The following is a 23,593-nucleotide window of genomic DNA, read 5'->3' on the forward strand; positions in this document are numbered from 1 at the left end:
CGCCACTCCCCTCTTTTCATCTGCTGCAAATCTGTTGATTCGTAGCAGGCGCAAGCCTGGCGGAATTGAAATCGCAATCCGATCCAGGACATTTTGTGGTGTCGGCACGAATCCGTTCTATCGACCGCCTTTCCAGATCTTCAGCAGGATCCGCTCCGAAGCGCAGTTTCCCAATCGGGCCGCTCATTCAATCCCGCCACTATTGCAGCCTGCTCCCAATCATATTCAATGGCGCGAAACTCGACTTCCCACCCCAACGCGCCCTTTGTCGCGATCGCGTAACGAGCATGGGGAGAACCCATTTCCATTCGATGCGGAAACGGATGATCGTCATAGTACGCCGGCAATCCGACGCTACCAGGATTGGCGACCAAACGGCCGTCGTCGAGTTTCATCGACCGTTGCAGATGAGTGTGTCCGCAGAGAATCAAATTTGCGCGTGTCTCTCCCGCGCGCTCTTTGACTTCATCGTGAGTCGCAACGCGGCATCCAGTCTCTGTCACGGTTTCGAGGAAATAGTCTAGATCGCTGCCCGGGGTGCCATGCACGAGCAATACCTCGTCGCTCAGCCTGAGCGTTGCCGGTAATGCGCGGATCCAGGCGATCTGATCCTCGCGTAGAGAATCATGTGCGAAACGATCGGAGAGTCTCATACGTGAAGGATCGCCGGCAAGCAATTGCCTTTCATGGTTACCCTTGATCGTCGGCAATCCGAGGGGCATCAACCGATCCGCCGTTTCGGACGGGTAAAGCGCACCGGACAGAATGTCGCCGAGATTGACGATCACATCCACGCCCTGCCTGGCGATGTCATCCAGAACGCAGTCTAGTGCTGCCAGGTTGCCGTGAATGTCCGAAAGGGCTGCGATCCTCATAGTGCAAAAGGCCTTGTTTTTTGTCGACGGTCGACGGATTGTCGGCGATTCGACAGCACGTGTCCAACGATCGCTTCGCGCCGCAGTTGAGTCGGTCGCCAACAGCACGCTAGGCAGGAGAACGGCTAAACTGTACCGATCCGCGTGTCGACACAACCTTGAAGGCTGCACAAACGTTTTGTCCCTCTGGGAGACATCATGACTACTGCTTCGAATGCACACAGTACTGACAACGGGATCGTCACGGTTGAAAGCGCGCACTCCGGTGCCGAGACTGTCGGTCGCCTGCAGGCGCTGGTGAAGGAGCGAGGACTCATGCTTTTCACCTGTGTCGATTTCAGCGGCGACGCCGAACGGGCCGGACTCACACTACCATTCAGTCAACTCGTGGTCTTCGGCAACCCCAAGGCGGGCACGCCATTGATGCAATATGCACCGACCGCCGCGCTGGATCTTCCGCTCAAGGTGCTGGTCTGGGACGACGACAGTGGCCATACGTGGCTCTCATTCAACTCCGTCGAGTATCTTCGTCAGCGACACGGTCTTCCTGAAGAGTTGATGAAGCCGGTCAGTGGCGTCATCGCTCTGGTCAATGCCGCCGCGCTTTCGCCGTAACGAGTCGTTGTCCCCATCCGGTTCGGATGCGTCCGTCATGCTCCTGCACTTCGACGAGCGCAGCCAAAAATCTCTCACGAAGTGCAGCCCGACCGCTCACCGATAGCCGGTCCACGTCATACGTCGTCGACAGTGACTCCCACAGTTCGCCCGGCGACGGAGTCCAATCCACGTCGACATCCGTACAGGCGACTTCGTGAAAGGATCGCGAGAGCAACGCCGCCCAACAGTCTTCCAGCTGGGTTCTCGGGTCTCCGAAACGAAGCTGCGCGCCTTCGTCTTTCGCAATTGGCCGAAGCGCGTCTACGTACAGTTGCTTGACCGGTCCCGACAAAAACGAGCGCCCCACAATAAAAGAGACCGTGCCACGCGACGACAATACGCGGCGAATCTCCGAGAAGACCTGCTCGATGTCGTCCATTAACATCAAAGCCATATGACTAAGTACAAATTGGACGCTGCCCGACTCCACCGATAAATGCTGTGCGCGCTCGTTCAGCAAGGCGACGTCGCCGGGCAAGCTTGCTCGAGCCGCCTCGAGCTCGGCACGACTCATGTCTACGCCAATAAGGTCGAGCCCCGGTTGCCTGCGATCAGCAAGCAATCCGAGTAGATGTCCGTCGCCACAACCGAGATCGAGGACGGTAGCCGATCTCGTTTCACCTGGAATCAGAGAAGCCAGAACATGATAGGAAGACGCATGGATCACGCCATTCGCTTTGGCCGGAAGTTTGCTGAAGGCCGCTGGCGTGGACCCGACTATGCGTTGATGAAAATCCTGCAAGTAGCATTCGACCGCGGAAAGTCCGTTCAACCGCATGCTCCCAATGAATATCAAGCCTTGTTGTCAGCCAGCACGCTACGCGAGGTGTCGCCCAACAGATATCGGGCGCCAGTTCCGCGTCGCCTGGCAAGGTCTTCCGGATTGTAGAGCGAACACGATTTCAGCGACAAACATCCGCAGCCCACGCACGACGCAAGCTGATCGCGTAACGCAATGAGTCCGTCTATACGCGCCTGAAGCAAAGGCTGCCAGGCGCGCGAGAGGCGCTCCCAGTCCTGTTTGGTTGGCGTGCGCTGGCCAGGCAACGTGTCCAAAGCAGAACGGATCTCCGAAAGATTCAGACCCACCGCCTGTGCCGCACGAATAAACCCTACCCGGCGGAGTATCTCTCTGCGGTATTGCCGTTGGCCGCCTTCCGTGCGGGTGCTGCTGAGCAGCCCCTGTTCCTCGTAAAAGCGGATCGCGCTGGCGGCAACGCCAGAACGCTTCGCAAGCTCACCTATCGTGATCGTCGCTTCTTTCACGCGCCCTCCGGCTATGCCCTCTTGACTTCAAGTTTACTTGAACTTTCACAATGGACGATCTCATTTCTTCAGCGGCGAGATCGCACTATGGAAAACGACTCGATTCACCTCAAACTGCGCGAACTGCTGGATGCGAACGCACGCTTCGGGCTGTCGGCTAGAGGCACGACTAATCACTGTCCAATGGCGCTTATTGCACTGGCCGGAATGGGCGCGTCGCCGGCCCGGCTGCAAGCGTTCTTCGATAGATGGGAACGCGAGTACGCCTTGCGTGCCGCTCCTGTAGACATCGTGATTTCTCGCGGTGAATGGTCGCGCTATCTCGGCAATCCTGCCGCTTTTGGCGTTTTGCGTGTTTGCTTTCTGGACTGGATCACGAATGTGGGACCCATCGCGGTGGTTACGGAAGTACTGCGAGAGGTTCCATTCGCCCCGGCCACGCAGGCCTTTCACGGAATCATTCGGCTGGCATATGGCATCGAGGTACGGCATGCGGGTGAGATTGCCTCGGGGCTGGCGTCGTTGATCTCGTCGCATCTTCCAGTGGACGCGCTCATCAATGAAAACCGCGCAGCGCAAAGCATCGACGCGGGATTCGATCACGTCGTCCGGGCGATGAGCGGCGTGGATCTTCAGGGCAGTTCGATCACGTCTCGCCTGCGCGCCGTGGCGACCGATGAACGCTTCGCGAGCGCGGTGCTAGCGCCTCCGCCCGATGCACCCCTGCTGGACACATTGGCACAGGCGGCGATCGAAGCGTACTGGCGCCACGCCGACTTCACGATCCTCCACATGGTCACGGCTACGCGCGCTGCTCGCATCGTCTTCGATGAACTGCCCGACACGCTGGTCGAGCAACTGCTGCCGCGCTTGTGGATTGCATTATGTGCGGCCTACGTAACGGTGGGCGGCCGGAAAAACGGGAGCGCTGCTTCACCCGATACCGCGCTGGATTGGATCGACGTGTGCAAATTGGCGGTCGATTCGAACGACGATCACGTCATCAAGATGGCCTACACGTGTCTTTGCGAAGATCGCCGTCGACCCTCGCCGCTGTATCTCGCGTCGGCCGCGAGATTGATACAGCCACGCGCCAGCTAGCAAACCGACTCGCCGGTTCGATCACCATTCAGAAACCGTCTCGCGCCAACACCGCATCGGCGGCCGGGCGACGTGGCCGAAATCGCAAATTAATTGTCTGGATCGAATCACTACACAGGCTGCCTGCGGCATATGCTAGCTCCTATCAAAACCGACACGGAGACAACCATGCCACTGACAATCGACGATTTGCCGGGCGCCATCCGGCAGGCAAAACGGGAACTGCGAGAGCGCTTGCCGAACTACCGCGAAGTATTCGCCGAAGTCGAAAAAGCTATCAGCACCGAAGCGAAACATATCGCCCAGCAACGCGATCGCGGTGAGTGCGTTATCCCCGAAATTCAATTTTCCGACATCACGGCGAACCGTGTAACGGCGGACCAGGTCGCCCTCGTGAAGGCGCGAGGCGCATGCGTGATCCGCAATGTATTCGACCGCACGCTAGTAGAAAGTTGGGATCGGGACATTGCCGACTATGTCGAACGCAATGACCTCGACACACGACTGCAAAACCGTGCAGAGGACAAATACTTCGGCCAGTTGGCATCGGGCAAACCGCAGATCTACGGCGTGTACTGGTCGAAGCCGCAGGTACTGGCTCGCCAATCCACTGCGCTCACCGCGGCGCGCGTGTTTCTGAACCGGCTGTGGCGTAATGAAAGCGAAGGCCGCATGCACTTCGATCCGGACCATGTGCCCGTTTATGCCGATCGTCTGCGCCGCAGGCCTCCTGGCTCGGAATCACTTGGCCTGTCGGCGCATTGCGACGGCGGCTCGGTCGAACGCTGGATCGAAAGCAATTTTCGCAAGGTGTACCGGCATGTGTTCGACGGAAACTGGCGCGACTACGACGCGTTCGACGCTGCATTCCGGCCTGATGTACAAGAGATTCCGTCGCCGGCAGTGTGTTCGATGTTCCGTACATTTCAGGGCTGGACTGCGCTGACGCCTCAAGGCCCCGGCGACGGCACGCTACAACTCGTGCCGATCGCGAACTCGATGGTCTATATCCTCCTGCGCGCACTTCAGGACGATGTCGCGCCAGACGATCTCTGCGGCGCCATGCCGGGACGCGCGCTGTCGATCAAACCGCAATTCCACGCGCCCCTGTTCGAGGCGCTCTCGTCGATCCCCAACATGGAAGCCGGCGACACTGTCTTCTGGCACAGCGACGTCATTCACGCTGTCGAAGACGTGCACCGCGGTAAGGGTTACAGCAATGTGATGTATATCGCGTCGGCGCCCGCATGCGCCAAGAACGACGAGTACCTGAAGCGTCAGTTGCCGAGCTTCCTGAAGGGCGAAAGCCCGCCCGATTTTCCGACCGATCACTTCGAAGTCGACTTCACGGGACGAGCCACGACCGACGACCTGACTTCGCTCGGCAAGAAGCAACTCGGCTTCGACCTGTAAAGCGACGACATGAGTGCAACGGGCGCGTGCACGCCCGCATGGATATACCGTAGGAATTCTGGGTTGAACTGAAACGGCGCGAGTTATTCGCGAAGATGCGCCCACGCCGTGATAAAGCGCGCGGCCGCCGGGCTTTCATGTCCGGCGTCGACGACCCCGGTCTGAAGCGCGCTGAGTCGCAGCACGTTTGCTCTCGAGCGACGGCGGGCGCTCCGAAAGAGCGTGCGTCACCTCATCTTCGCCGCGCCGGGCGCCGGTGAACTGTTGCCGGTAAGCCGCGGGCGTCAGCAGCTTGGTGGCCTTGAATTGCCGGTTGAAATTGGCCACGTTGGAAAACCCCGAACGGGCGGCCACCAGGGATATCGGCAACTGAGTGTCGGCAAGCATGCGGCAGGCGTGCCCGATTCGGACCCGCGCAATGTACTGGCCGACACTCTCGCCCAGGTGCTGCAAGAAATGTCGTGTCAGTGATCGCTCGGAAAGACCGGATGCTTTAGCAAGTGTCGCGAGACGCAGTGGTCGTTCGAACTGGGTTTCGATCAGCGACAGTACGCGATTGAGCTGTTCCGGCTCATAGCCCGACGGTGCACCGACACGCCCTTCGAAGGCACTGGGTGACGCGAGCGGCGTGGCCGGCAAATCCGCCAGCCAGACGAGAATATCCAACACCGCCGCGAGACGCTCGCGTGCATTCTCCGAGAGCAGGCGGTTCAGATACTGGCGCATGTGCGCGCCCGCACCCTCTTCGAACACGAGACCGCACACAGCGCGTCGCAAAAGACTGCGCAGATCGGAATATTCCGGACAGAGGTCGGCGAGGCGGCGCACCCAGGTGTCGCCGAACCAGATGACGATGGCGACCTGCGAGTTCGATGGATCGATCGAGCGATTCGACGCCCAGGTGTGCGGCATGTCTGGCGGGACCAGTACGAGGTCGTCGGCGCCATATAGCGCGACTGAATCGCCGATATACCGTTTCCCCTGACTGTTCATGGTCAGGGTCAACTCGTACTCGGGATGATGGTGCCATTCGAACGGGATTCCAGGCAGCCGCCGATGATAAATCCTTACCGAACAGCTCGCGCCGAACTCAACATGCTCGTAAGCTGCTTTCATGGCCGGATGCGCGAAGAGATTGACCTGATCTTATCACTCGACATAACGATGCGTTCCACGGCGCACATCACCGCCTTTGCCGCATCGCTGAGCCTCCGTGAAGCACTCACGTGGCTATTTTCAAGTTCCCATTGCAGAGAATGCAACGCCACGTTGCATTTGCACCCCGTATATCTATATTTTTGGCCTGAATAACCTGCGAACGAGCTCAGCAGTTTCCCACCCGAAACCGCGCGACCAGGGGCCGCAATCCACGAGGCGGCACCGTCGCTGACGCGAGCCCGACGCGAGGCGGATCGATTTTCTCCCTTGAACGGCTGTCTTGAACCTGCGGTCGGCTAACCGTCGCATCGGCGACGTGTACCACGACACTATTTATCGATTGATATTTTGATTCGGATAAAGAAATGAAAATTAAAGTATCGCTTCTGGCCTGCGGCCTTGGTCTGGCATCGCTCTGTTCGGGTGCGTTTGCGCAGAGTAGCGTCACGCTTTACGGTTTGATCTCCGGCGGCTGGGCTTATTCGACCAACCAGGGCGGCCACCACACGTATCAGGCAGTCAGCGGCACGAATCAGTCGCCGCGCTGGGGATTTCGCGGCAAGGAAGATCTGGGCGGCGGGACCAGCGTTATTTTCACGCTGGAAAACGGCTTTAATATTTATAGTGGCAATGCTTCTTTCAACGCTCGCGAATTCGGCCGCCAGTCCTATATCGGCCTGGCCAATACGAAATGGGGGACGCTCACGTTCGGCCGGCAATACGACCCCGTGGAAGATCTGCTCGGTCTCAACACCGCGTACAACTGGAACGGCACGATCGGCGACAACGACAACACGTACGCCAACATCCACGTCAACAATTCGATCAAGTACACGACCCAGAATATCCATGGTCTGCAGGCTACTGCGCTGTACGGATTCAGTAACTCGACCAGCGGCTTCAACGACAACCGCACTTTCGGTATGGGCGCGACGTACAACTACGGCAGTTTGAACTGGAACGTCGCGTACACCGAGTTCGACTCGCCATACAGCGCGACCAATCCGACCGGCGCTATCGATACAGACTATTCGCCCACCTATCTCACCTTCGATCGCAGCGGATTGAGCACACACGCCTACGCAAAGAAGCAGAGAATCTTCGGGACCGGCGGGTTTTATAGCTTTGGCTTGTTGAAGCTTGGCGCGCTCTACACGGACGTCAACTTCAACTATCTCGACGGTCAGCATCTGAATATGCAGAACTTCAGCCTGAGTGCGAATTACTATGTCCGCCCCTACTTTCTGCTCGGCGCGGCATACGTCTACACGACGGGACAGTACACCGTCACCGGGAAAAAGCCGCGCTGGAATGAACTCAACCTGGTTGCGGATTACTACCTGTCCAAGCGAACGGACATCGCCCTGATGGTCTACCTGCAACAGTCCGGCGGCGGTGCACTCGCGGATATTCAGGGCTACACGTCGTCTTCCACGAACCGTCAGATGGTGACGACGCTGGGTATGCGTCACACGTTTTGACGCGGCGGGTGAGCAGTGGCCCGGCGACAGGTCAGCCACGCCGCCCGGCAACGCTTTGCAGCGCCGCCGGGCAGTTCATCATTGCTGAGCGTGCTTCGCTGCGTCTTCGATTACAGCAGCCACTTCCTTCGGACGTGATTCGTAGACCGAGTGACTTGCACCCGCCAGCACCGTGGTGTGGCTATGCGCGCGCTGATAATAGAAACGTTCGAGATCGGGGTTGATGATCTTGTCGTCGCCGGCGACGATGCCCCAGCTCGGCTTGGTGGTCCAGGCCGCCACCGTCATCGGCTGCGAGAACACCTTCGCTGCCGTCAGAATCTGCGAATGCGACTCGAATTCGGCCTGCTTGAGCGGCAGATCCGCTGCGAAGTCCTTCGGGAAATCCACCGGATTCAGGTACGTGAAACCGTCGTCGGTCTTCTTGATCGCGCCCGCTTGCTTCGAGGTGTAGCTCGGCATCTTCTTGCCGAGATCGCTTTCGTCTTCGCCGACAGCCGGTGCATGCGCTGCGACATAAACAAGCCCGGCCACCTTCGGATCGACGCCCGCTTCCGTAATCACCGAGCCGCCGTAGCTGTGCGCGACCAGGATGGTCGGGCCATCCTGCAGGTCGATCACGCGCCTCGCTGCGGCGACGTCGTCGTCGAGCGAGGTCAGTGGTTCCTGCACCATCGTGACGTGATAACCGTCTTTAGTCAGGATGTCATAGACCGGCTTCCAGCCCCCACCGTCCACCCACGCGCCATGCACGAGAACGATGTTTTTGATCGGCGCGGTGGCCGGTTTGGCATCCTGGGCCATCGCACCAGCGGAGGCGAACAGGCATACGGAAAGGGAAAAAACCGAAGCGGCGAAAGGCAAGATCTTCACGGCGAAACTCCATGGATAAGAATTGGAAAAACGGTTTGATTGATTAACGACCCGAGAACACAGCCGATCCTTGTCGGCGGCGATCTTTGCTTCAACGATTTCTTGCGACAGGTGAATATTCGCTTCATCGCCCGGCCATCTCCAGCGCGATGCGACCAGTTGCGTCTACGCGTCGTGAGATGCGTCAGGCCGTCGCGAAGCGCGCCGACCCAGCCAATGGGCGGCGGCATTGCATTCGGTTTGGCTAAGCGAATCACCGTGCGCGCGGCCGCCTGCAGAGTCCGTCGCGACGTGTGCGAGGGTCGGGCGCGGTGGCTCGGGCGACGAGGCGAGAGTGACCGGCGTTCTAGCGTAGATTGCGACGGCTGGCGGGACTGTCTGAACCGACCAGTCCATGGCGCCACGCAAATGCGACCGCCTGAGTGCGATCGTGAAGATTCAGTTTCGCGAGCACGTTGCCAACGTGCGTTTTCACGGTGCTCTCGCTGATGGTGAGCATCGCCGCGATCCGGCCGTTGCTCGACCCTTCTGCCAGCGCGCGCAATACATCGAGTTCTCTCTGGGTCAACAGCACGAACGGGTCGGCCTCCGGTTCTCGCGCGCTGCGCACGCTCCGCAAGATACGATGCGCGATGTCCGAGTGAATCACTGCTTCACCATCGACGATACGACGCATTGTTTCCAGCAAGGCGTCGCCGGACATCGACTTCAGCAGAAACGATTGCGCACCGGCTTCGATCGCGGCGAACGCGAGATTGTCGTCGTCCGATGAAGTCAGGACCGCGATCTGGGAATTTGGGCTCGCCAACCTCAGCGCGCGAATCGTCGTGACGGCGTCCATGCCGGCCATCAGGAGGTCCAGCATGATGAGATCGGCCTGGTGTTCGCGAGCAAGTTCGACAGCGTGCGCGCCGTCGCCGGCTTCCCCCACCACCGTGAAGTCGTCGGTCATCGCCAGGATATTCACCAGACCTCGCCTTACCACGGCATGATCGTCGACAAGCAGGACAGTAAATTTCATCGCATCCTTAACGCGTTGTTTGAAACGAGACCGTGATTTCCGTGCCGTTTCCAGTGCGGCTCACCAGAGATAAACGCCCATGCGGCAGGCTGTTGGCTCTCAGCCGCATATTGGACAGTCCCATTCCCAGCACCTCGCCTCTTCGCACGTCGAAGCCCCGGCCGTCGTCGACGATCTTCAGGTGATAAGTATCGTCGACGCGTGTGAATGCCACGTCCACGCGGTTAGCGTCGGCGTGTTTCAACACGTTCGCACAGGCTTCGATCGAGATCAGCAGCAGCTGACGCGCGACATCCGGTACGGCCTCGAGCGCCTGTTCGTCGCTGTGGCTTAGATGCAAGGTCCAGCCCGCGCCGGAGCCGGCGAGCAGCGCGTCGATACCTTCGCTCAACGCGCGGCGCAGGCCCAGCTCCGCAATCGTCGGTGCCGACAGGCGTCGGATGATGTCGGCCAGGTCTTGCTGAAGATGCGACACCAGCGCGAGGGCGGCCTGGGTGAGGTCCACTGAACGGGTACTCGTTGAACCCAGTGTTTTCAACGCCGTGATCTGTAGCCCGAGAGCAAACGCGCGTTGCTTCGCCGTATCGTGCAGGTCGCGTGCAAGCCGGTTCCGCTCTTCCGATGCCGCCAGCGCCAGCTTCATCTCGATCATCGCCGACAAGGCGTCGGCCATGTCGTCAAAACTGTTGGTGAGACGGCCGAACTCGTCTTTACCTGCATCTTCGATACGCGCCGTCAGATCGCCATCGGTCCACGCGGACGCCGCGCGTTCGGCCTTCTTGATCCGCTTGACCAGCAACGGCACCAGCACCAGCACCGAGCAGAAATTGATGACGAGCACGTATAGCCAGATCACGGCCCACGACACGTCATCGCTGTGCAGGAGCGAGGCAATCGGAGACAGGACAACCATGCTCACCGTCAGCGTTGCGCCGGAGTCGGTGGCCGGATGCACCGTCAGCGTCGTCATCTTGCCGTTCTCCTGCGCTGCGACCGCGCTGCGCGGGAAGAGGCAGGTTTGGCCATCGGCCCAGCGATACTTGACCGCCACCCTGCCGCTATCGAGTGCCCGTTCGATGTGATTCGGGCCTTTGATATCCGGCAGCCAGCCACTCAGCACTTTCGCCGACAACTCGTGCATGGCCAGTTCGCAGAACGTCGTCGAGCGACGCGCCTGGGCGAGCAGCGGCGCATTCGCCGCCAGTTGATCCTCGAACGCCTGCGCAAGTGCCGGTGACGACAGCGCTGCCGTCACGCGCCGGTTGTCGAGCACCGCATTCGCCAGCACGGTCACGATCACGCCCGCGCAGGAAGCCAGCATCATGGCGCAGAGGAATCGCCAGAACAGGCTGTTGCGCCAGTTTCTGACGATGGCAAATGGAGAGCGTGCGCGTTGCGCTATGTCGTTCACCCGTGTTTCAGCTTCTGAAGAAGGAAAGAAAACCGCTGCATCAGAATGTATAGGCGCCGCCTATCCCACCGAACAGCGACGTACTGTGTTCGACCACCGGACTGTTCTTCGCATCGCCAAGCAGACGGTCCAGCCGAAGCGTGCTGTCAACCGACCAGTGGCGGTTCAACAGGTGCACCCATGTCGCCGACGTGCCGACATTCCTGAACCCTGCCGAAGGCGAATAAGCCGGCAGCCCCGCCTCACTGTTTGCCGCCTGTCCCGGCGTGACCCCGAAGAAAGTCTGTTGCGAACTCCGGCTGGCCCACGTTGCCGAATTGCCGACCGTCACGCTATCACGCTCGCTTAATTGAAATTTATATTTCGTGTCCAGCGTCAGCGTTGCGCCGTAACCCGAATGCAAGGACTGGAAAAATTTGAGCGATGCGTCGAACGCGCCGGGATGCCAGTCCAGAAACGGGCCGAATGCGGCCGTGGTGTCGATGTCGCCGAGACCGTTCAAACGATCCCCGTCGCTTTGATCGCGGCCGAATTGCGTCGACAGAACGAGGCCGGTCTTGAGATTGCCGCCCAGCGGGATCGCGATGCCGCCGTCGAGTCCGTCGATGAAGAAAATGCCGCGCGATGCCGACAGAATGGGAAACGGTTCGAGGTGGAACGTGCTGCTTCCTTCGTAACGCGGGGCGACGGCGATGCCGATACCCAGCGTCGTCGGACTCGGGTTGGCTCGCGCACCGGGCGTAGTCAGGACAAGTGTCGCCATGCCGATGCTCACCAGACCGCACGCTCCCCTGAGCGCTCGCCAGCGGGCCGCCGCGGCCCGCTTGAAAATCAATGCCAATCCTTCGTGTCGATGCTGCAACGTCATTCTCCTGTTCGTTCCATTGATCGGCTCGCGGCTTCGTGTGACATCACGCGCCGGCACTCGAACCATCCGGTGCATGGTACGCAGAGGCAGCTGGCCTGAAATCAGCCAAGTGGATCGAATCGGCTCATCCAAAAGTATGAGATGACGGGCTCGACGAAGCGAGTTCGACAGTGTCCCCTTAAGGGGGACACTCGGACGCACCAAGGCTGGCGGGCCATGCCTGATCAGGCGAGCATCCTGCGGCCATCCCAAACCCCTGCCATACTTGCCAATCCCGACACCCACCTGTCAACGACCGTGATACCTGCTTCTTCCGAGTCCATCGGTTTCAATTTCAATCCGCTCGACCGCCGCTCCGACAAACGCAACGACGAGTCATTCATCGAGCGTCTACGCAGCGACCCGGCAGCGCGCTTTCTCGTTTTCGACGGCGACGTGCCCTTGTTCAAGCGGGGCAACGGACATGACCCGTGGTTCCACGCCAGCGAAACTGCTGCGTTCGGCGCACCGCTTCATAGCATCTTCCTCGGCGAGGAAAGCGACGGCAGCGGACGCTTCGCGCTCGGCGTGAAGCTCGACCTCGGATCGGAGGGGCCAGCGCCGGACGCCACCTATGAGCGCATCGACCTGCGCTCGCTCGCGCTGCAAGGCGTCGTCGGTGACGGGGTGCTCGGCATACTGGCCGAGGCAAAGTCGATGCTCGACTGGCACGCCCGCCACTCGTTCTGTGCGAACTGCGGTAACGCGAGTCGCGTCACGGCCGCGGGTTGGCAACGCATCTGCGATGTTTGCGGCGCACGCCATTTCCCACGCGTCGACCCAGTCGCGATCATGCTGGTGATCGATGGCGAACGGTGTCTGCTCGGACGGCAGCGTCATTTTGCGCCTGGCATGTACTCGGCCCTTGCCGGTTTCGTTGAACCGGGTGAGACCGCGGAAGACGCAGTGCGCCGCGAAGTGATGGAGGAAGCTCACATCAGCTGTGCACAGGTTGTCTATTTCGCATCGCAACCATGGCCGTTTCCTTCATCGCTGATGATCGGCTGCTTTGCCCAGGCGAGTGACACCGACGTCGTCATCGACATGACCGAACTCGAAGACGCCCGCTGGTTCACGCGCCAGGAAGTCGCGACGATGCTCGCGGGAACGCACATCGACGGACTGTCGGCGCCCAAGCCGTTCGCCATCGCTCATCATCTGCTAAGGGCATACGTCGCGAACGGCGACTCGGTGCTGAAGGGCTGAACCGCCGTCACGGAGGACCGTGCCGGACCCGTGTAATCGACGCCAGGCGAGCGGCGCTCGCCTGTGTCTCCCTCAGCGGTGCCGCACGCGCCTCGCAATGTTGCAGCGTAGCAACATCGATCTTCTCCAGTTCGCAAAGGGTGAGTTTCCCGGAGAGTGGCCTCCGAAGTTCACTTTGCTTTTTATTCGGACTACACTGAATTCAGGTTTCCTCCAGGCTCCACCCTGCAAGTCTTCGGTAATACATGCTTTTGTCGTGCTCCGCGAGCCGAAGCAAGCCGAGTCGGTTCGTGCCAAACACCATTTGAACGGGACGACTCATCATGGCTGATACGAGCTACATGGCACGGAAATCCGTCGCCGATATTGTGGGCAGCGCCGATGCGGAGGGAGGCCACTCATTATCGAAAACGCTTGGCGCCACCAGCATCACGGCAATGGGCATCGGGGCCATCATCGGCGCAGGCATCTTTGTCCTGACCGGCACGGCCGCAGCGCAATTCGCCGGTCCCAGTATCATTCTGTCCTTCGTGCTCGGCGGGATTGCGTGCGCCTTCGTCGGCCTCTGCTACTCGGAACTGGCGGCCATGCTCCCCGTATGCGGCAGCAGTTACACCTACACGTATGCCACACTCGGCGAGATCTTCGCGTGGATCATCGGCTGGGACCTGATCCTCGAATACGCGATGGGCGCGGCGACCGTTGCGGTCGGCTGGTCCGGTTATATCGTGAGCCTGCTACGTAACGTAGGAATCGACATCCCGGCCGCCCTGTCCGCCGCGCCCGGCACGGTCATCAAGCTCGCGGACGGTACAACGGCCACCGGCATCGTCAATCTGCCGGCGATACTGATCGTGGCGATCCTCACCATCTTGCTCGTGCTCGGTACGAAAGAATCCGCGCGGCTCAACAACATCATGGTGGCAGTCAAGCTGGTGGTCGTGGTGGCCTTCATCGCGCTCGGCGTGTTTTTCATCAAACCGGCGAACTGGCATCCGTTTATTCCCGCGAATACCGGCGAATTCGGCAACTTCGGCTGGAGCGGGATTCTGCGTGGTTCGGCTGTCGTGTTCTTCGCGTTCATCGGCTTCGACGCTGTCTCCACCGCCGCGCAGGAAGCGAAAAAACCACAGCGGGACATGCCGATCGGCATTCTGGGGTCGCTGGTCATCTGCACGGTGCTGTACATCCTGGTTGCAGGCGTCCTTACCGGCCTCGTCCCTTATGCCGAGTTGAATGTCCCTGATCCGATCGCAAAGGGCGTCGATGCGATCGGACTCAACTGGTTTTCCATCCTGATCAAGATCGGTGCGTTGACAGGACTGACCACGGTGATTCTCGTGCTGCTCTACGGGCAGAGCCGCATCTTCTTCACGATGTCGCAAGACGGCCTGCTACCGGGTCTTTTCGCGCGGGTTCATCCGCGTCTGCAGACACCCCACTTGAGTCAGATGCTGATCGGCACGATCGTGGCAATCGTGGCAGCTCTTACCCCGATCAGCGTACTCGGCGAGATGGTCAGCATCGGCACGCTGTTCGCGTTCATCCTCGTGTGCGGCGCCGTGATCTATCTACGGCGTAGCGACTCCGACGCTTCCCGCCCCTTCCGCGTTCCTGGGGTGCCGATCGTGCCGGTTCTGGGAATCCTGTTTTGCCTGTTGCTGATGGCAGGACTGCCGCTCATCACGTGGGTGCGGCTCGTCGTTTGGCTAGTGATCGGCATGGTCATCTACCTCTCGTACGGCCGAAACCATTCGAGGCTGCGCCATCCCGAGCGGCATTAACACGCGCTCGGCCCCGGATTGCCGTTATTGCAATATTTCTCACATACTGTCGAAAAATGCTCGTTTGTCGCGTCAGGTCCGACTCTCTATCCTGAGGATAGGGAGTGGAGCCATGGCGCGGCATTGTTTCGCCGTGGCGACACTCGCACTATGAGGAGTGGCTCGTGAATATGACCTTGTTTGAGATTCCTGCGGTGGTGGTTGTTTTGAGTGTCATTGCTGTGGTGGTGATGCGGGCGTTTGCCTCATCGCGCACGGATGGCATTGATGCATTCATGAGACGCGGTATCGCGGACGAACGCGAGAGGAATTAGCGGTGTCTGGATTCGCTCACCCGGTCGTGCGTGGAAAAGGATCTGCCGCGGGCGCTGCGATTCGCGTACCTCGGGCGCATTTCGATCATCCCGCCGCGTCCGGCGGCGCATCATTCAGCCAGTCCTGCACTTCGGGCCTCATGCTGAATTTGGGCGCCTCGATCCACTGCGTCAGGTACTCGCGCCATTCGTCCCAGGAACGACCGCCGAGATCGAACTCTTCGTCAATCAGACCGCTATCGTCATCCAGATAGCAGTAAACGACCCGGCGCCCATCCCAGTACGCTATCGCGGTATCGGTCAAATCCGCTGTGGTGCAGGGCATAAGGTCTCGAAGCAACGTTGATAACTTCGTATTGAACTGGTCAAAAGTCAATTTCATGCTCACGTCTCCGGTATCTGGAAACGACGACGCAAGCATCGGACCCGACGCGCGGCGGCGCGTGCGTCGGTTTTGCGCCTGTTCCCGTGGCTCATTCTTTCGCCACACTGACAACCGGACGTTCGCTCTGGACGCGCACATTAACGAAACGCTCCAATTGGATCAGCGCGCTTGCTTGCTGCGACTATTTGTCGGTAGACGTTGTCGAATATCAGGTCAAGTGTTTAACCATGAATACCCGCTTCAGGCCGTTTTCCTCGGCGCGGTGCGTCTCGGTGTAGCCGATGCGAGAATAGAGCGCGATATTTTCCGTCATGGTCTCGTGTGTGTAGAGCCTGAGGACGCCATAGCCTGCCGCACTGGCTGCGCGCTCAGCGTATTCGAGCAGGCTGCGGCCCATCCCTGTTCCCCTGGCCGCAGGTGCTACGGCCACGTTAGCCAATAACATCGCATCCTGTTCTGGGATGAGCACGAGAAGTCCGTGTATGACGCTTCCCAACTCGACAACCTATACCCGGCCCTCCGCAATCAAAGCTTCATAGTCATCCGACATCGGCCCTGGTTGCCGTCCGATACGTTGAATGTAAGGCGAGTAGGCATCCCGGACGATCTGTTCGATCGCGTGACGGTCGGCAAGCGTGGCACGCCGGGGATCGCGATGCATTGTGCGTTTCTCCAATTCTCGATTGAAGGCCGGTTGTGAAGGGTGACTTTTGTGCGAGGCCAGGTACTGGATGCGCTCTTTGTTTGCGGAATAGAAATCGTGACGACCTTAATCGCCAATTTCCAGCAAAACTTATGGCGGAAGGCAGCCGGAGTCGAACCGACCTGAGAACGACTGACGTCCTCAACTGGGTTTGAAGCCCTTAGGTACTGTTCGTAAACACAGGCTTTGGGTATGAAGCCTACAGTAGCATAAGGGTTTGAGGCCGGTCGTATACTGTATATACGAACAGTGGTTTGCGAGTTTACGGCAGAAAAACCCACACCCTATTCCGTCGAGCATGACTTACTGAAATGCTGGCAATCACCCGCGCGGCGTCAACAGATAAATGGCCGTCATGTGAAGGCGACCGTCGTCTCACGACCCTGAACTGCCCTTCGAACCAAAACCATCTCAACGACCGCTTTCAAACTCGAACAGCCACAGGAAAATCCGCGGCGAACGGCAGAGGATCGGCCAAACCGGTCCGCAAGAACTTGGGCAACAAAGGCCGCTTTGAACAGTCTTCCGAACAGACTCAGCTTCGTTCCCGGCCTCGGCCAATGCTGACGCTAAGAAGGCTGACCGGCGCTGCGCATCTTCTGCTGATGAAAGTGTTCAAGGAGTACATTTAAGGTCGAGTACGTCATGGGGATGGATAGCGTCTTCCTCACTTCGGTCAGCGATTGCACGCTCTCCAATAGAATGTCGAGTTGGGCCACGCTCGCGGAGCCGGCATTGAGCGGATGGGCGTTGATGTGTTGGCCTGCCGCCTCAAGCAGGCGTGTCTCTTTCTGAAACAAGCGTAGATGCGTGTTGAATTCCTGCACTTGCTTTTTTTTCGTATACCCAGGATCGCAGGTGAATTGGGCCGACAACAAAGCGTTATAGACGTTCCTAAGCATCCACCGATCCTGGAGCGCGCCGTGGTCCAACAGGGTCACGGTGAGGCGCGTGATGTGCCGGTCTCGAAACTCGAGACTCGTCCCGTCGCGGAAATGTATCGCGCCCACACTCCGCAAAATACGCTCATGCCTGAGAGCCTGAGCTTGAGAAGCAAACAAGCCACCCGCAAAATCAAGTAGCGCATCGCCCTGCATGCCAGTCATGGCGCCCCGCGTTAGCGCCTTCGCTTTGCACTCGACAAGGATGATATTTTCCTCATCCTCGAAAACGAGATCGCACTCGCCGGCACCTTGTTCACCCAGATCATAGATCGCGCTCTCGAAGCTCGGTTGAAAGTCGTGCTTGGCGAATATGTATTTCGTTAGCCTCTCTGCCGCATCGCCTCTCAGACGCGCGATTTCCTGATCGGTCTTGTTGGTTCTCCAGGCCGCGAATGTGGCTTCGAACAGGGCCGGCCCCAGTACCGAGGCCGCCGGCAAAACGACGCTGTTTCCCTTGAGCAGAATGAGCGGCTTGAAAATTACGTCAGGACCCGCGGCCCCGAAGGGGGAGCGATAGTGCTTGTTGGCCTCTCCCTCTTTATGCGCAAAGAACGGCAACATGGATTTAAGGATCCCCGGGTCGAAGCCGCTTTCAACCAACTTGGAGATCGGTACGACCTGAGTGCCAGGTGCGGCATGCGCTTTAAGAACCTGGGCCAGCTGTATCGCATTCGCAACGTTCCAGCCGAGCCGCTGCTTCATATCGGCATCGAAGCTTTCACCGAAAAAAATGGTGAGAAACTGAGGCGTGAAACTGAGGTGCCACTGACGAAGAGAGAAGCAGTGGTCGTAGTGAGCGACCTCTCGCAGTCCATCCTCCAAGGATTCGGCATTCAATCCTAAAAAAGCAAAATGTGAGTAGGGTTCGAGATCGAGCATCGCCACGAGATCGCGCGCTAGGCAGACGGCCTTGTCCCAGAACGACCTGGCATTGCGTTCGTTGGATCCCAGGGCCGGCAGCTTGACGGCAATGTTATAGAGCAGACCGATTGGCAATCCCGGGGAGCGATAGCCAAGGCCGCCGGCATATTTCCTGCCGAATAGAATTTGCTCGTAGGCGTAGTCTTGGGTCTCCAGGGCCACCCGCATGATATTCGAGAGCGCGTTGAAAGAGCCTACGCGCTGGAGGCATTTCCAAATTTGGCCGACGATATTTTCGATACCCTCAGGGCTGATCTGGTATCGGCCTGAGCGGATTGAAAAGGCGTAGCCGAACCGTTTGATCCGAGTCGCTGCGCCCGCAACCGCGTTCGTGCGAGCGTTCGAAAAAGGAAATCGCTTGAGGACCGTGAAGGCGCGGCCTATGAGCATGGCTTCGAGCCAAGCCGACTCATGGTCGAGTGCTTTCACGAAGGCAGTGACTTGCGGGGAAGGAGATGCGCCTGGTTGAACGGGCCCAAATGGAATCCTCGTTCCGTCGGGCTTAGCAATTCCGGGCACGCAAGCCGCAATGTTGTTGAGCGCCTCGGCGATCGGTTCGCTCACGTTATCTAGCACATTGGCCAAAAAGAAATGATTGGCTAGAGAGCGCACGGTGCCAACCGTTTGGCCAGTATTCTCCAAGACGATCAATAAATCGAAGAGTCGGTCCGTTGCGTGTTGTAGGCTCTGGTAGGCTTCCAAAGCCTTATTCGCAGCAGCTTCATCTTTCATCGGCACAGCTGTGGCGGAATCCAGATAAATCGCTCTTAGCTTTTGCACCTGATCGTCCAGGTCCTGCATCCGGGTCTCCTTAAGGCGAAATGTTTGATGAAGAGCAATGCCGTGAATTAAAACGCGCATCGCACACTGGCTATAGCAGGGCATATTCAACCAGCTACTCAACCAATTGGCTCTCCAGCGGCGTAATATATAGCAGTCATCCTGTCACGATCAGAAAATTTGATTGATTCGGCCGAAGAGGTGAGCTGTGCACTCACTCTGGGATGACCGCTATTTGAGGGGAACGGTCGTCCGAACGTCTACAGCGAGCTTTCGCATAATGACCGTAGATGGCCGCACGCAGCCCTCTCGAGCTAGCACAACATGCAAACCCTCACTGCAATTTCTTCGCGAGCTGCCCGCGTAGAGTATGTGCTATTTTTTCCAGCACGTCGGGCAGAAGCATTTGCGACTCTAACGATCCGGTCACTGAATAGCCTGAGCCTGCGACCCCGCCAATCACAATCACAACCGCGCATTGTGCCTCCGTCATAAGACGGACCTGCTGGCATGCCGCATCGAACTGGCCTGCCGATTCGCCGCCAGGAATCACACTCGTCGAAGCGCTCTCATCCATCACCGCCTCCTTCTATGTTCGGATTAAATGGCCTATCAACAGCTTCGCCTTGCAGATGCGCATCGCAGACATCATGCAGCCATCGGACAAGTGCAGAACGGTAGTCGAGACGCCACCCGTCGGTGAACAGCTTGGCGAGGGAATCGCAGTCACAGAGCGCCGAGACGTTCTGAAACGTCGGCGCGATCGACGCCGAAATCTGACCCAGTTCCGCGCGTGCCGCCCACGCGCCATCGGCACCGTTGGCGCCGGTCCAAATTCGAGCCGATTCGACTAAATGGTCCGTACGCAGCCACTCGCCCGTGCGAGCATGCGCAACGAGCTGAGCGACGACGAGATAGCACAGAAGCTCGGCGCGCGCGTCGCTATCAAGGGCCACTGAATCAAGCATCTCACGCTCCGGCAAACAGATCCGCTCCGCCGTCGTTCTGCGGCGCGCGGGGCGGCTTTGGCGCCGCGACGGCGACCATCTCGTCCGCCGGGTACAGGTTTAGGAAGGAGCGGGCTTCGTCGGTGCTTCGCGCGCCGAGCCAGTCGCCATACTCCTCCGGTCGCAGGATCACCACGGACCGTTTTTCATCACCGGGCCGGTGGAATCGCTTCATCAGCGGATGTTCATTAGCATTGACCGTCAGCATGGTGAACGACAGCAAGACGCCCTCGGCATCCTCCCAAGCGCGCCAGAGACCAGCGATCGCGAACGGCCGGCCGCCATCCACCCCGATCCGCCAGCGAACCGGCTTGCCGGTTTCGTAGTTCGGCTCGTAGAAGGACGCGCACGGAATCAGGCAGAGCTGGAGCTTCTTCCATGCGCCACTGTAGCTGCGCTTCTCGCCCACCGACTCGGCGCGCGCATTCATTGTGTCGAACACTTTGACGCCGGGCGGGATCCGCTTGCGCGGCACCATTGCGAACGTCGCCGGATCGGTACTGCGCTCGCCGTCGGTCAACCGCAGGATCGGCGCCACATAGTCCTTGTACGTCTCGCCGCGATATTCGAAATTCGGTCGCGGGAAATCGGTGAACGCCTCGAACAGATCCGTCTCGGGCGGCCGGTAGTTTGTGCACATGGCGTCTCCAGTGTGGGAGCAGCCATGATAGCGCCAAGCTGCGGCCCGTCTTGGCTATACTGTACATCCATACAGTATTCGGAGCATGCGGTGACACTTCCGCCTTTCCCCCCTCCGACACTCGCCGAACTACGCGAGTGGTATCGACTGCACAAGGAAAATGAAGTTGTCTGGCGGTTGATCCTTGAGGTTCAGCACGGCCGGGAGACGCTCGCCTGCCTAAACAAAATGCTTGAGCAAACGGCACGCGCCGCGCGACGCGCAGAGTTCGGGCGACTGACCGGGGAAGACGCGCCATTGCGCAAAGCTTGCGCGCTTGCAGCCGCGGAAATGTTCCGCATCGGACCAATCGGAGGAAAAGGTGTTGTCGGGCGCGCCGCGGCACCGCTAACAGGAGGTGCGGAAGGATTTGACTATGATCCCGACGATCCGGCCGATCGCGCGGCCTTCCGAGTCGCTCGAGCGCACCAGAAACGCCGCTAGCAATCGATGGCCGAGATGTAAAAACCTCGGCCGGTCGGAGTTATGCGAAGCGACGAGCCTTCATAACCGCAATAACCTGATCCGCAGTCATTTTTCCCATATGTATACCTGGTCGCATCGGAAGAAAGACTTCCAGCATGCGCTTATAACCTTGGACTGATTCGCTGTGAGAGTTGAGCTCCCGACCTCCGAAGTGCTGAAATCGTCGTAGGTCCTTGATCATGAACACCGCGACCGAGTAATGGTCTTCATTGTTGGCGTCGAACCCTGCGAATTCGATAGTGTCGCCGAACACACCGCCCTCGGTGATCACACGCTGCTTTTCGTCTTCGCCCAATTGTTTGAACGCAGACTCGAGAAAGCTCCACATGTCCAATATGTCGACTACTTCTTTGACCACGGCCGGGTTTTCATGTGGCAGGTTTATGTCGTTCAAAAAATTATAATTCCACTCGAATGCCCACAATTGATCACTATTTAGCGCAGACCTCACAAAATCGTGGTCGATCTCGCCCTCAATGCCGAGCTTCTCGTAGACGTCGCACAACATCATCAAAATCATTTTCTCGGCCGGAGACACTTTCATTTTCAATCCTCGCAGGTGTGGGATGTCCAGTTTATAGAAATCTTCACACGAATCGATACGCATGCGCCCCGGCCAAGGACAAGCGCGTCCACTGCTTGAGCCATTACTTTCCCGCCGTCGGCTTCCAGCCGCACTGTTTCGCGCCGGCGAGGTTGTGAGCGAGGATTGCCCTCGCGGTCTCGTCGGTGAGCACGTCGCCGTTACTCACATAGATCGGCTTCGTCCAGTCGCACGCAGTATCAACGAACCGGGTCTTGACCTGAACCAACGGTTCCGCGGCCAGCGGCTTCTCCTGGTCGGCTCCATTCATTGCGCAACTGGTCAGCAGCGGACCCAGCAGGCAAAGCAGCAACGTCGCTTTCAACATCGGTTCTCTCCTTTTGTGCGGCCGCGCCCTGTTGGGCAGCTGCCGCGTTCGCTTGGGCCTCGGCGTCGCGCACCTCGGCGGTTTGGGTTTGCGCCTGAGCGGCAGTCGTTTGGGCTTCGGCAACTTTCTGGTCGGCCGTGGCCACCTTCGCCTTCGAATTCCAATGTGTCAGCAGCGCGCCGGCGCCGGCGAGTGCCGCGAGAATCCACGGACCAAACTGGAGAAGCAGTGCGATCATTTCCCGTCCCTCATCATGTTGGCGAGCCGCAGCGCGCGGCCCGGTTGCGCGGCGGTGCCGATCCCTACCTGAGACGCCCACGCCGAGTTAAGCATCCCCTGCGCGGCGTCGGCGTACCGTCCTTGCCGCATCGCGGCGAGCGTGTTGACGAAACCGAGCAGCTTCGTGATGCCGAGGTTGAAGCACATGTTGCAGATCACGCGCTGGCGCGCGTAGTTGAAGTCGCGCCACCAAGCCAGATTGCGATCGAGATCCGCATAGACCGATTCGAGATCCCACTCGAGCAGTTGATCGACCTGCTCGTCGGATAGCGGATAGGCCCATGCGGCCGGCAGCGGCGACGCGCGCAGGTTGTGGCCAACACCAGTCGTCGGAATGCCCTTTGTGTCGAGGTACACGATGTAGCGCACGCCCTCGTCGCGCCGTAGTTCGCAAACGAGTTGAAGCTCGTTATTGGCCTCCATCACCACCCTCGCGCGGTACGCGGCGCACCGTCGTATAACGCAACGCCAGGAACGTCGCGCACAGGATCGTGTAGCTGATCGCCTGCTGCACGCTGTGCGGCAGGTACTGTTTCAGGTCGTCAGGCATACCGTTCCACGTCTCGCGCAGCACGGCGCCGAGCGGCGCAACAACGCCTACGGCCGTCGAGAAAATAACGGTGCCGCGCGTGTGCAATTTCTGCCAGCCGTCGGCCAGCGTGATCTTCAATGTCATTTCGTCCATCCCCGGGTTTCCGGACGCACGCCCGCGCGATCGTAGAGAAGCCGGTCCAGCTTCTCGTTGATCGCCTTGAGCTGCTCCTTGTTGTCGGACTTCTGCTCGCTCTGGTCTTTCTCGATGTGGTTGGTCCGATCCTCGAGGCTGCTGATTCGTCGATCGAAGCTCAGATACAGGCCAAAGCCCGAACCGAGACATCCGGCTAACAGCGCGACCAGTGTCAAAAGCGTCGGGATGTTCACCGACTTGTCGAACGACCATTGCCGCACTTCGTCTAGCGGCATTGCCCCCGCTTGCCGTTCTTGATTCACGCGCTCCCCCTTTGAAAACGGCGCGGCCATAAAAAAAGCCA

27 protein-coding genes are annotated in these 23,593 nt (G+C 59.1%); 8 read left to right on the plus strand and 19 right to left on the minus strand.

Annotated features, from left to right (window positions below; translation table 11 throughout):
• Positions 1–140: 140 nt before the first annotated feature.
• Positions 141–875, minus strand: a complete 735-nt coding sequence (locus FQ705_RS33445; RefSeq protein WP_144149276.1) for a metallophosphoesterase family protein — start codon at positions 873–875, stop codon at positions 141–143.
• A gap of 198 nt (positions 876–1,073) precedes the next feature.
• Between FQ705_RS33445 and FQ705_RS33450 the strand changes: the two genes are divergently transcribed.
• The gene (locus tag FQ705_RS33450) at positions 1,074–1,490 is read left to right on the plus strand and encodes a DUF302 domain-containing protein (protein ID WP_144149278.1); all 417 of its coding nucleotides are present in this window, start codon (positions 1,074–1,076) and stop codon (positions 1,488–1,490) included.
• Here the strand turns inward: FQ705_RS33450 and FQ705_RS33455 are convergent.
• Together FQ705_RS33455 and soxR are read right to left on the minus strand one after the other, a co-directional pair.
• A complete protein-coding gene (locus FQ705_RS33455; protein ID WP_260854706.1) occupies positions 1,465–2,304 on the minus strand; it encodes a class I SAM-dependent methyltransferase in 840 nt (279 codons plus the stop codon). The genes FQ705_RS33450 and FQ705_RS33455 overlap by 26 nt on opposite strands.
• 20 nt (positions 2,305–2,324) lie before the next feature.
• Complete coding sequence (soxR, locus tag FQ705_RS33460; protein ID WP_144149282.1) at positions 2,325–2,798, minus strand: redox-sensitive transcriptional activator SoxR; 474 nt, start codon at positions 2,796–2,798, stop codon at positions 2,325–2,327.
• Between soxR and FQ705_RS33465 the strand changes: the two genes are divergently transcribed.
• Complete coding sequence (locus FQ705_RS33465) at positions 2,679–3,899, plus strand: questin oxidase family protein (RefSeq protein ID WP_260854707.1); 1,221 nt, start codon at positions 2,679–2,681, stop codon at positions 3,897–3,899. The two genes, soxR and FQ705_RS33465, sit on opposite strands and share 120 nt — an antisense overlap.
• A gap of 168 nt (positions 3,900–4,067) precedes the next feature.
• The gene (locus FQ705_RS33470; protein WP_144149286.1) at positions 4,068–5,312 is read left to right on the plus strand and encodes a DUF1479 domain-containing protein; all 1,245 of its coding nucleotides are present in this window, start codon (positions 4,068–4,070) and stop codon (positions 5,310–5,312) included.
• A 135-nt stretch (positions 5,313–5,447) separates the two neighbouring features.
• Here the strand turns inward: FQ705_RS33470 and FQ705_RS33475 are convergent, their stop codons facing one another.
• Entirely contained in the window at positions 5,448–6,428 is a 981-nt protein-coding gene (locus FQ705_RS33475) for a helix-turn-helix domain-containing protein (protein WP_144149287.1), read from the minus strand.
• Positions 6,429–6,835: 407 nt separating this feature from the next.
• Here FQ705_RS33475 and FQ705_RS33480 point away from each other — a divergent pair, with 407 nt between their 5' ends.
• Positions 6,836–7,951 (plus strand): porin, encoded by a 1,116-nt coding sequence (locus FQ705_RS33480; protein ID WP_144149289.1) that lies wholly within the window; start codon positions 6,836–6,838, stop codon positions 7,949–7,951.
• A gap of 78 nt (positions 7,952–8,029) precedes the next feature.
• Here the strand turns inward: FQ705_RS33480 and FQ705_RS33485 are convergent, their stop codons facing one another.
• From FQ705_RS33485 to FQ705_RS33500, 4 genes are all read right to left on the minus strand, one after another.
• Positions 8,030–8,755, minus strand: a complete 726-nt coding sequence (locus FQ705_RS33485; protein WP_409934760.1) for an alpha/beta hydrolase — start codon at positions 8,753–8,755, stop codon at positions 8,030–8,032.
• A 415-nt stretch (positions 8,756–9,170) separates the two neighbouring features.
• On the minus strand, positions 9,171–9,845 hold the full coding sequence (locus FQ705_RS33490; RefSeq protein ID WP_144149293.1) for a response regulator: 675 nt from the start codon (positions 9,843–9,845) through the stop codon (positions 9,171–9,173).
• Between the two features lie 7 nt (positions 9,846–9,852).
• On the minus strand, positions 9,853–11,169 hold the full coding sequence (locus FQ705_RS33495) for a HAMP domain-containing protein (protein ID WP_144149295.1): 1,317 nt from the start codon (positions 11,167–11,169) through the stop codon (positions 9,853–9,855).
• Between the two features lie 127 nt (positions 11,170–11,296).
• The gene (locus FQ705_RS33500) at positions 11,297–12,118 is read right to left on the minus strand and encodes a MipA/OmpV family protein (protein WP_186308112.1); all 822 of its coding nucleotides are present in this window, start codon (positions 12,116–12,118) and stop codon (positions 11,297–11,299) included.
• Positions 12,119–12,424: 306 nt separating this feature from the next.
• Here FQ705_RS33500 and nudC point away from each other — a divergent pair, with 306 nt between their 5' ends.
• The 3 genes from nudC (at position 12,425) to FQ705_RS34285 (ending at position 15,467) form a co-directional block, all read left to right on the plus strand.
• Positions 12,425–13,369 carry an NAD(+) diphosphatase gene (gene nudC / locus FQ705_RS33505; protein ID WP_409934761.1) on the plus strand — a complete coding sequence of 315 codons (945 nt, stop codon included), beginning with the start codon at positions 12,425–12,427 and terminating at the stop codon, positions 13,367–13,369.
• Between the two features lie 323 nt (positions 13,370–13,692).
• On the plus strand, positions 13,693–15,153 hold the full coding sequence (locus FQ705_RS33510) for an amino acid permease (protein ID WP_144149301.1): 1,461 nt from the start codon (positions 13,693–13,695) through the stop codon (positions 15,151–15,153).
• A gap of 164 nt (positions 15,154–15,317) precedes the next feature.
• Positions 15,318–15,467, plus strand: a complete 150-nt coding sequence (locus tag FQ705_RS34285) for a hypothetical protein (protein WP_186308114.1) — start codon at positions 15,318–15,320, stop codon at positions 15,465–15,467.
• 85 nt (positions 15,468–15,552) lie between these two features.
• Here FQ705_RS34285 and FQ705_RS33515 read toward each other — a convergent pair whose 3' ends face one another.
• A complete protein-coding gene (locus tag FQ705_RS33515) occupies positions 15,553–15,849 on the minus strand; it encodes a hypothetical protein (RefSeq protein ID WP_260854709.1) in 297 nt (98 codons plus the stop codon).
• A gap of 211 nt (positions 15,850–16,060) precedes the next feature.
• Positions 16,061–16,321 (minus strand): GNAT family N-acetyltransferase, encoded by a 261-nt coding sequence (locus FQ705_RS34750; RefSeq protein WP_260854710.1) that lies wholly within the window; start codon positions 16,319–16,321, stop codon positions 16,061–16,063.
• A gap of 9 nt (positions 16,322–16,330) precedes the next feature.
• On the opposite strand from FQ705_RS34750, the gene FQ705_RS34755 reads away from it, so the two are divergent.
• Positions 16,331–16,552, plus strand: coding sequence for a hypothetical protein (locus FQ705_RS34755; protein ID WP_260854711.1), 222 nt, complete (start codon positions 16,331–16,333; stop codon positions 16,550–16,552).
• A 572-nt stretch (positions 16,553–17,124) separates the two neighbouring features.
• Here the strand turns inward: FQ705_RS34755 and FQ705_RS33525 are convergent.
• The 9 genes from FQ705_RS33525 to FQ705_RS33570 form a co-directional block, all read right to left on the minus strand.
• Positions 17,125–19,221 (minus strand): hypothetical protein, encoded by a 2,097-nt coding sequence (locus tag FQ705_RS33525; RefSeq protein WP_144149305.1) that lies wholly within the window; start codon positions 19,219–19,221, stop codon positions 17,125–17,127.
• A 313-nt stretch (positions 19,222–19,534) separates the two neighbouring features.
• Entirely contained in the window at positions 19,535–19,777 is a 243-nt protein-coding gene (locus FQ705_RS33530) for a hypothetical protein (RefSeq protein WP_144149307.1), read from the minus strand.
• Positions 19,770–20,168 (minus strand): hypothetical protein, encoded by a 399-nt coding sequence (locus FQ705_RS33535; protein ID WP_144149309.1) that lies wholly within the window; start codon positions 20,166–20,168, stop codon positions 19,770–19,772. The genes FQ705_RS33530 and FQ705_RS33535 overlap by 8 nt, the downstream gene beginning before the upstream one ends.
• A gap of 1 nt (position 20,169) precedes the next feature.
• Positions 20,170–20,847 carry an SOS response-associated peptidase gene (locus tag FQ705_RS33540; protein ID WP_144149311.1) on the minus strand — a complete coding sequence of 226 codons (678 nt, stop codon included), beginning with the start codon at positions 20,845–20,847 and terminating at the stop codon, positions 20,170–20,172.
• A gap of 523 nt (positions 20,848–21,370) precedes the next feature.
• Positions 21,371–21,979: a YfbU family protein gene (locus FQ705_RS33545; RefSeq protein WP_144149313.1), complete on the minus strand. Its 609-nt coding sequence runs from the start codon at positions 21,977–21,979 to the stop codon at positions 21,371–21,373.
• A gap of 40 nt (positions 21,980–22,019) precedes the next feature.
• On the minus strand, positions 22,020–22,283 hold the full coding sequence (locus FQ705_RS33550; RefSeq protein ID WP_144149315.1) for a hypothetical protein: 264 nt from the start codon (positions 22,281–22,283) through the stop codon (positions 22,020–22,022).
• A 234-nt stretch (positions 22,284–22,517) separates the two neighbouring features.
• On the minus strand, positions 22,518–22,985 hold the full coding sequence (locus tag FQ705_RS33560; protein WP_144149317.1) for a glycoside hydrolase family protein: 468 nt from the start codon (positions 22,983–22,985) through the stop codon (positions 22,518–22,520).
• Complete coding sequence (locus FQ705_RS33565; protein WP_144149458.1) at positions 22,972–23,238, minus strand: hypothetical protein; 267 nt, start codon at positions 23,236–23,238, stop codon at positions 22,972–22,974. The genes FQ705_RS33560 and FQ705_RS33565 overlap by 14 nt, the downstream gene beginning before the upstream one ends.
• The gene (locus tag FQ705_RS33570) at positions 23,235–23,582 is read right to left on the minus strand and encodes a hypothetical protein (protein WP_144149319.1); all 348 of its coding nucleotides are present in this window, start codon (positions 23,580–23,582) and stop codon (positions 23,235–23,237) included. The genes FQ705_RS33565 and FQ705_RS33570 overlap by 4 nt, the downstream gene beginning before the upstream one ends.
• Between the last annotated feature and the right edge of the window lie 11 nt (positions 23,583–23,593).

Origin of the sequence: Paraburkholderia sp. BCC1884 (genome assembly GCF_900996225.1) — a bacterium.
Taxonomy (GTDB): domain Bacteria; phylum Pseudomonadota; class Gammaproteobacteria; order Burkholderiales; family Burkholderiaceae; genus Paraburkholderia.

Bases quoted from the DNA above. Each gene is read 5' to 3' on its own strand.
- FQ705_RS33515 (WP_260854709.1), bottom strand. From the start codon at position 15,849: ATGAAATTGACTTTTGACCAGTTCAATACGAAGTTATCAACGTTGCTT.
- FQ705_RS33490 (WP_144149293.1), bottom strand. From the start codon at position 9,845: ATGAAATTTACTGTCCTGCTTGTCGACGATCATGCCGTGGTAAGGCGA.
- FQ705_RS33475 (WP_144149287.1), bottom strand. From the start codon at position 6,428: ATGAAAGCAGCTTACGAGCATGTTGAGTTCGGCGCGAGCTGTTCGGTA.
- FQ705_RS33525 (WP_144149305.1), bottom strand. From the start codon at position 19,221: ATGCAGGACCTGGACGATCAGGTGCAAAAGCTAAGAGCGATTTATCTG.
- FQ705_RS33485 (WP_409934760.1), bottom strand. From the start codon at position 8,755: ATGGCCCAGGATGCCAAACCGGCCACCGCGCCGATCAAAAACATCGTT.
- FQ705_RS33570 (WP_144149319.1), bottom strand. From the start codon at position 23,582: ATGGCCGCGCCGTTTTCAAAGGGGGAGCGCGTGAATCAAGAACGGCAA.
- FQ705_RS33540 (WP_144149311.1), bottom strand. From the start codon at position 20,847: ATGTGCACAAACTACCGGCCGCCCGAGACGGATCTGTTCGAGGCGTTC.
- FQ705_RS33545 (WP_144149313.1), bottom strand. From the start codon at position 21,979: ATGCGTATCGATTCGTGTGAAGATTTCTATAAACTGGACATCCCACAC.
- FQ705_RS33450 (WP_144149278.1), top strand. From the start codon at position 1,074: ATGACTACTGCTTCGAATGCACACAGTACTGACAACGGGATCGTCACG.
- FQ705_RS33565 (WP_144149458.1), bottom strand. From the start codon at position 23,238: ATGACATTGAAGATCACGCTGGCCGACGGCTGGCAGAAATTGCACACG.
- FQ705_RS33560 (WP_144149317.1), bottom strand. From the start codon at position 22,985: ATGGAGGCCAATAACGAGCTTCAACTCGTTTGCGAACTACGGCGCGAC.
- FQ705_RS33495 (WP_144149295.1), bottom strand. From the start codon at position 11,169: ATGATGCTGGCTTCCTGCGCGGGCGTGATCGTGACCGTGCTGGCGAAT.
- FQ705_RS33530 (WP_144149307.1), bottom strand. From the start codon at position 19,777: ATGGATGAGAGCGCTTCGACGAGTGTGATTCCTGGCGGCGAATCGGCA.
- FQ705_RS33535 (WP_144149309.1), bottom strand. From the start codon at position 20,168: ATGCTTGATTCAGTGGCCCTTGATAGCGACGCGCGCGCCGAGCTTCTG.
- FQ705_RS33445 (WP_144149276.1), bottom strand. From the start codon at position 875: ATGAGGATCGCAGCCCTTTCGGACATTCACGGCAACCTGGCAGCACTA.
- FQ705_RS33510 (WP_144149301.1), top strand. From the start codon at position 13,693: ATGGCTGATACGAGCTACATGGCACGGAAATCCGTCGCCGATATTGTG.
- FQ705_RS33550 (WP_144149315.1), bottom strand. From the start codon at position 22,283: ATGTTGAAAGCGACGTTGCTGCTTTGCCTGCTGGGTCCGCTGCTGACC.
- FQ705_RS33470 (WP_144149286.1), top strand. From the start codon at position 4,068: ATGCCACTGACAATCGACGATTTGCCGGGCGCCATCCGGCAGGCAAAA.
- FQ705_RS33480 (WP_144149289.1), top strand. From the start codon at position 6,836: ATGAAAATTAAAGTATCGCTTCTGGCCTGCGGCCTTGGTCTGGCATCG.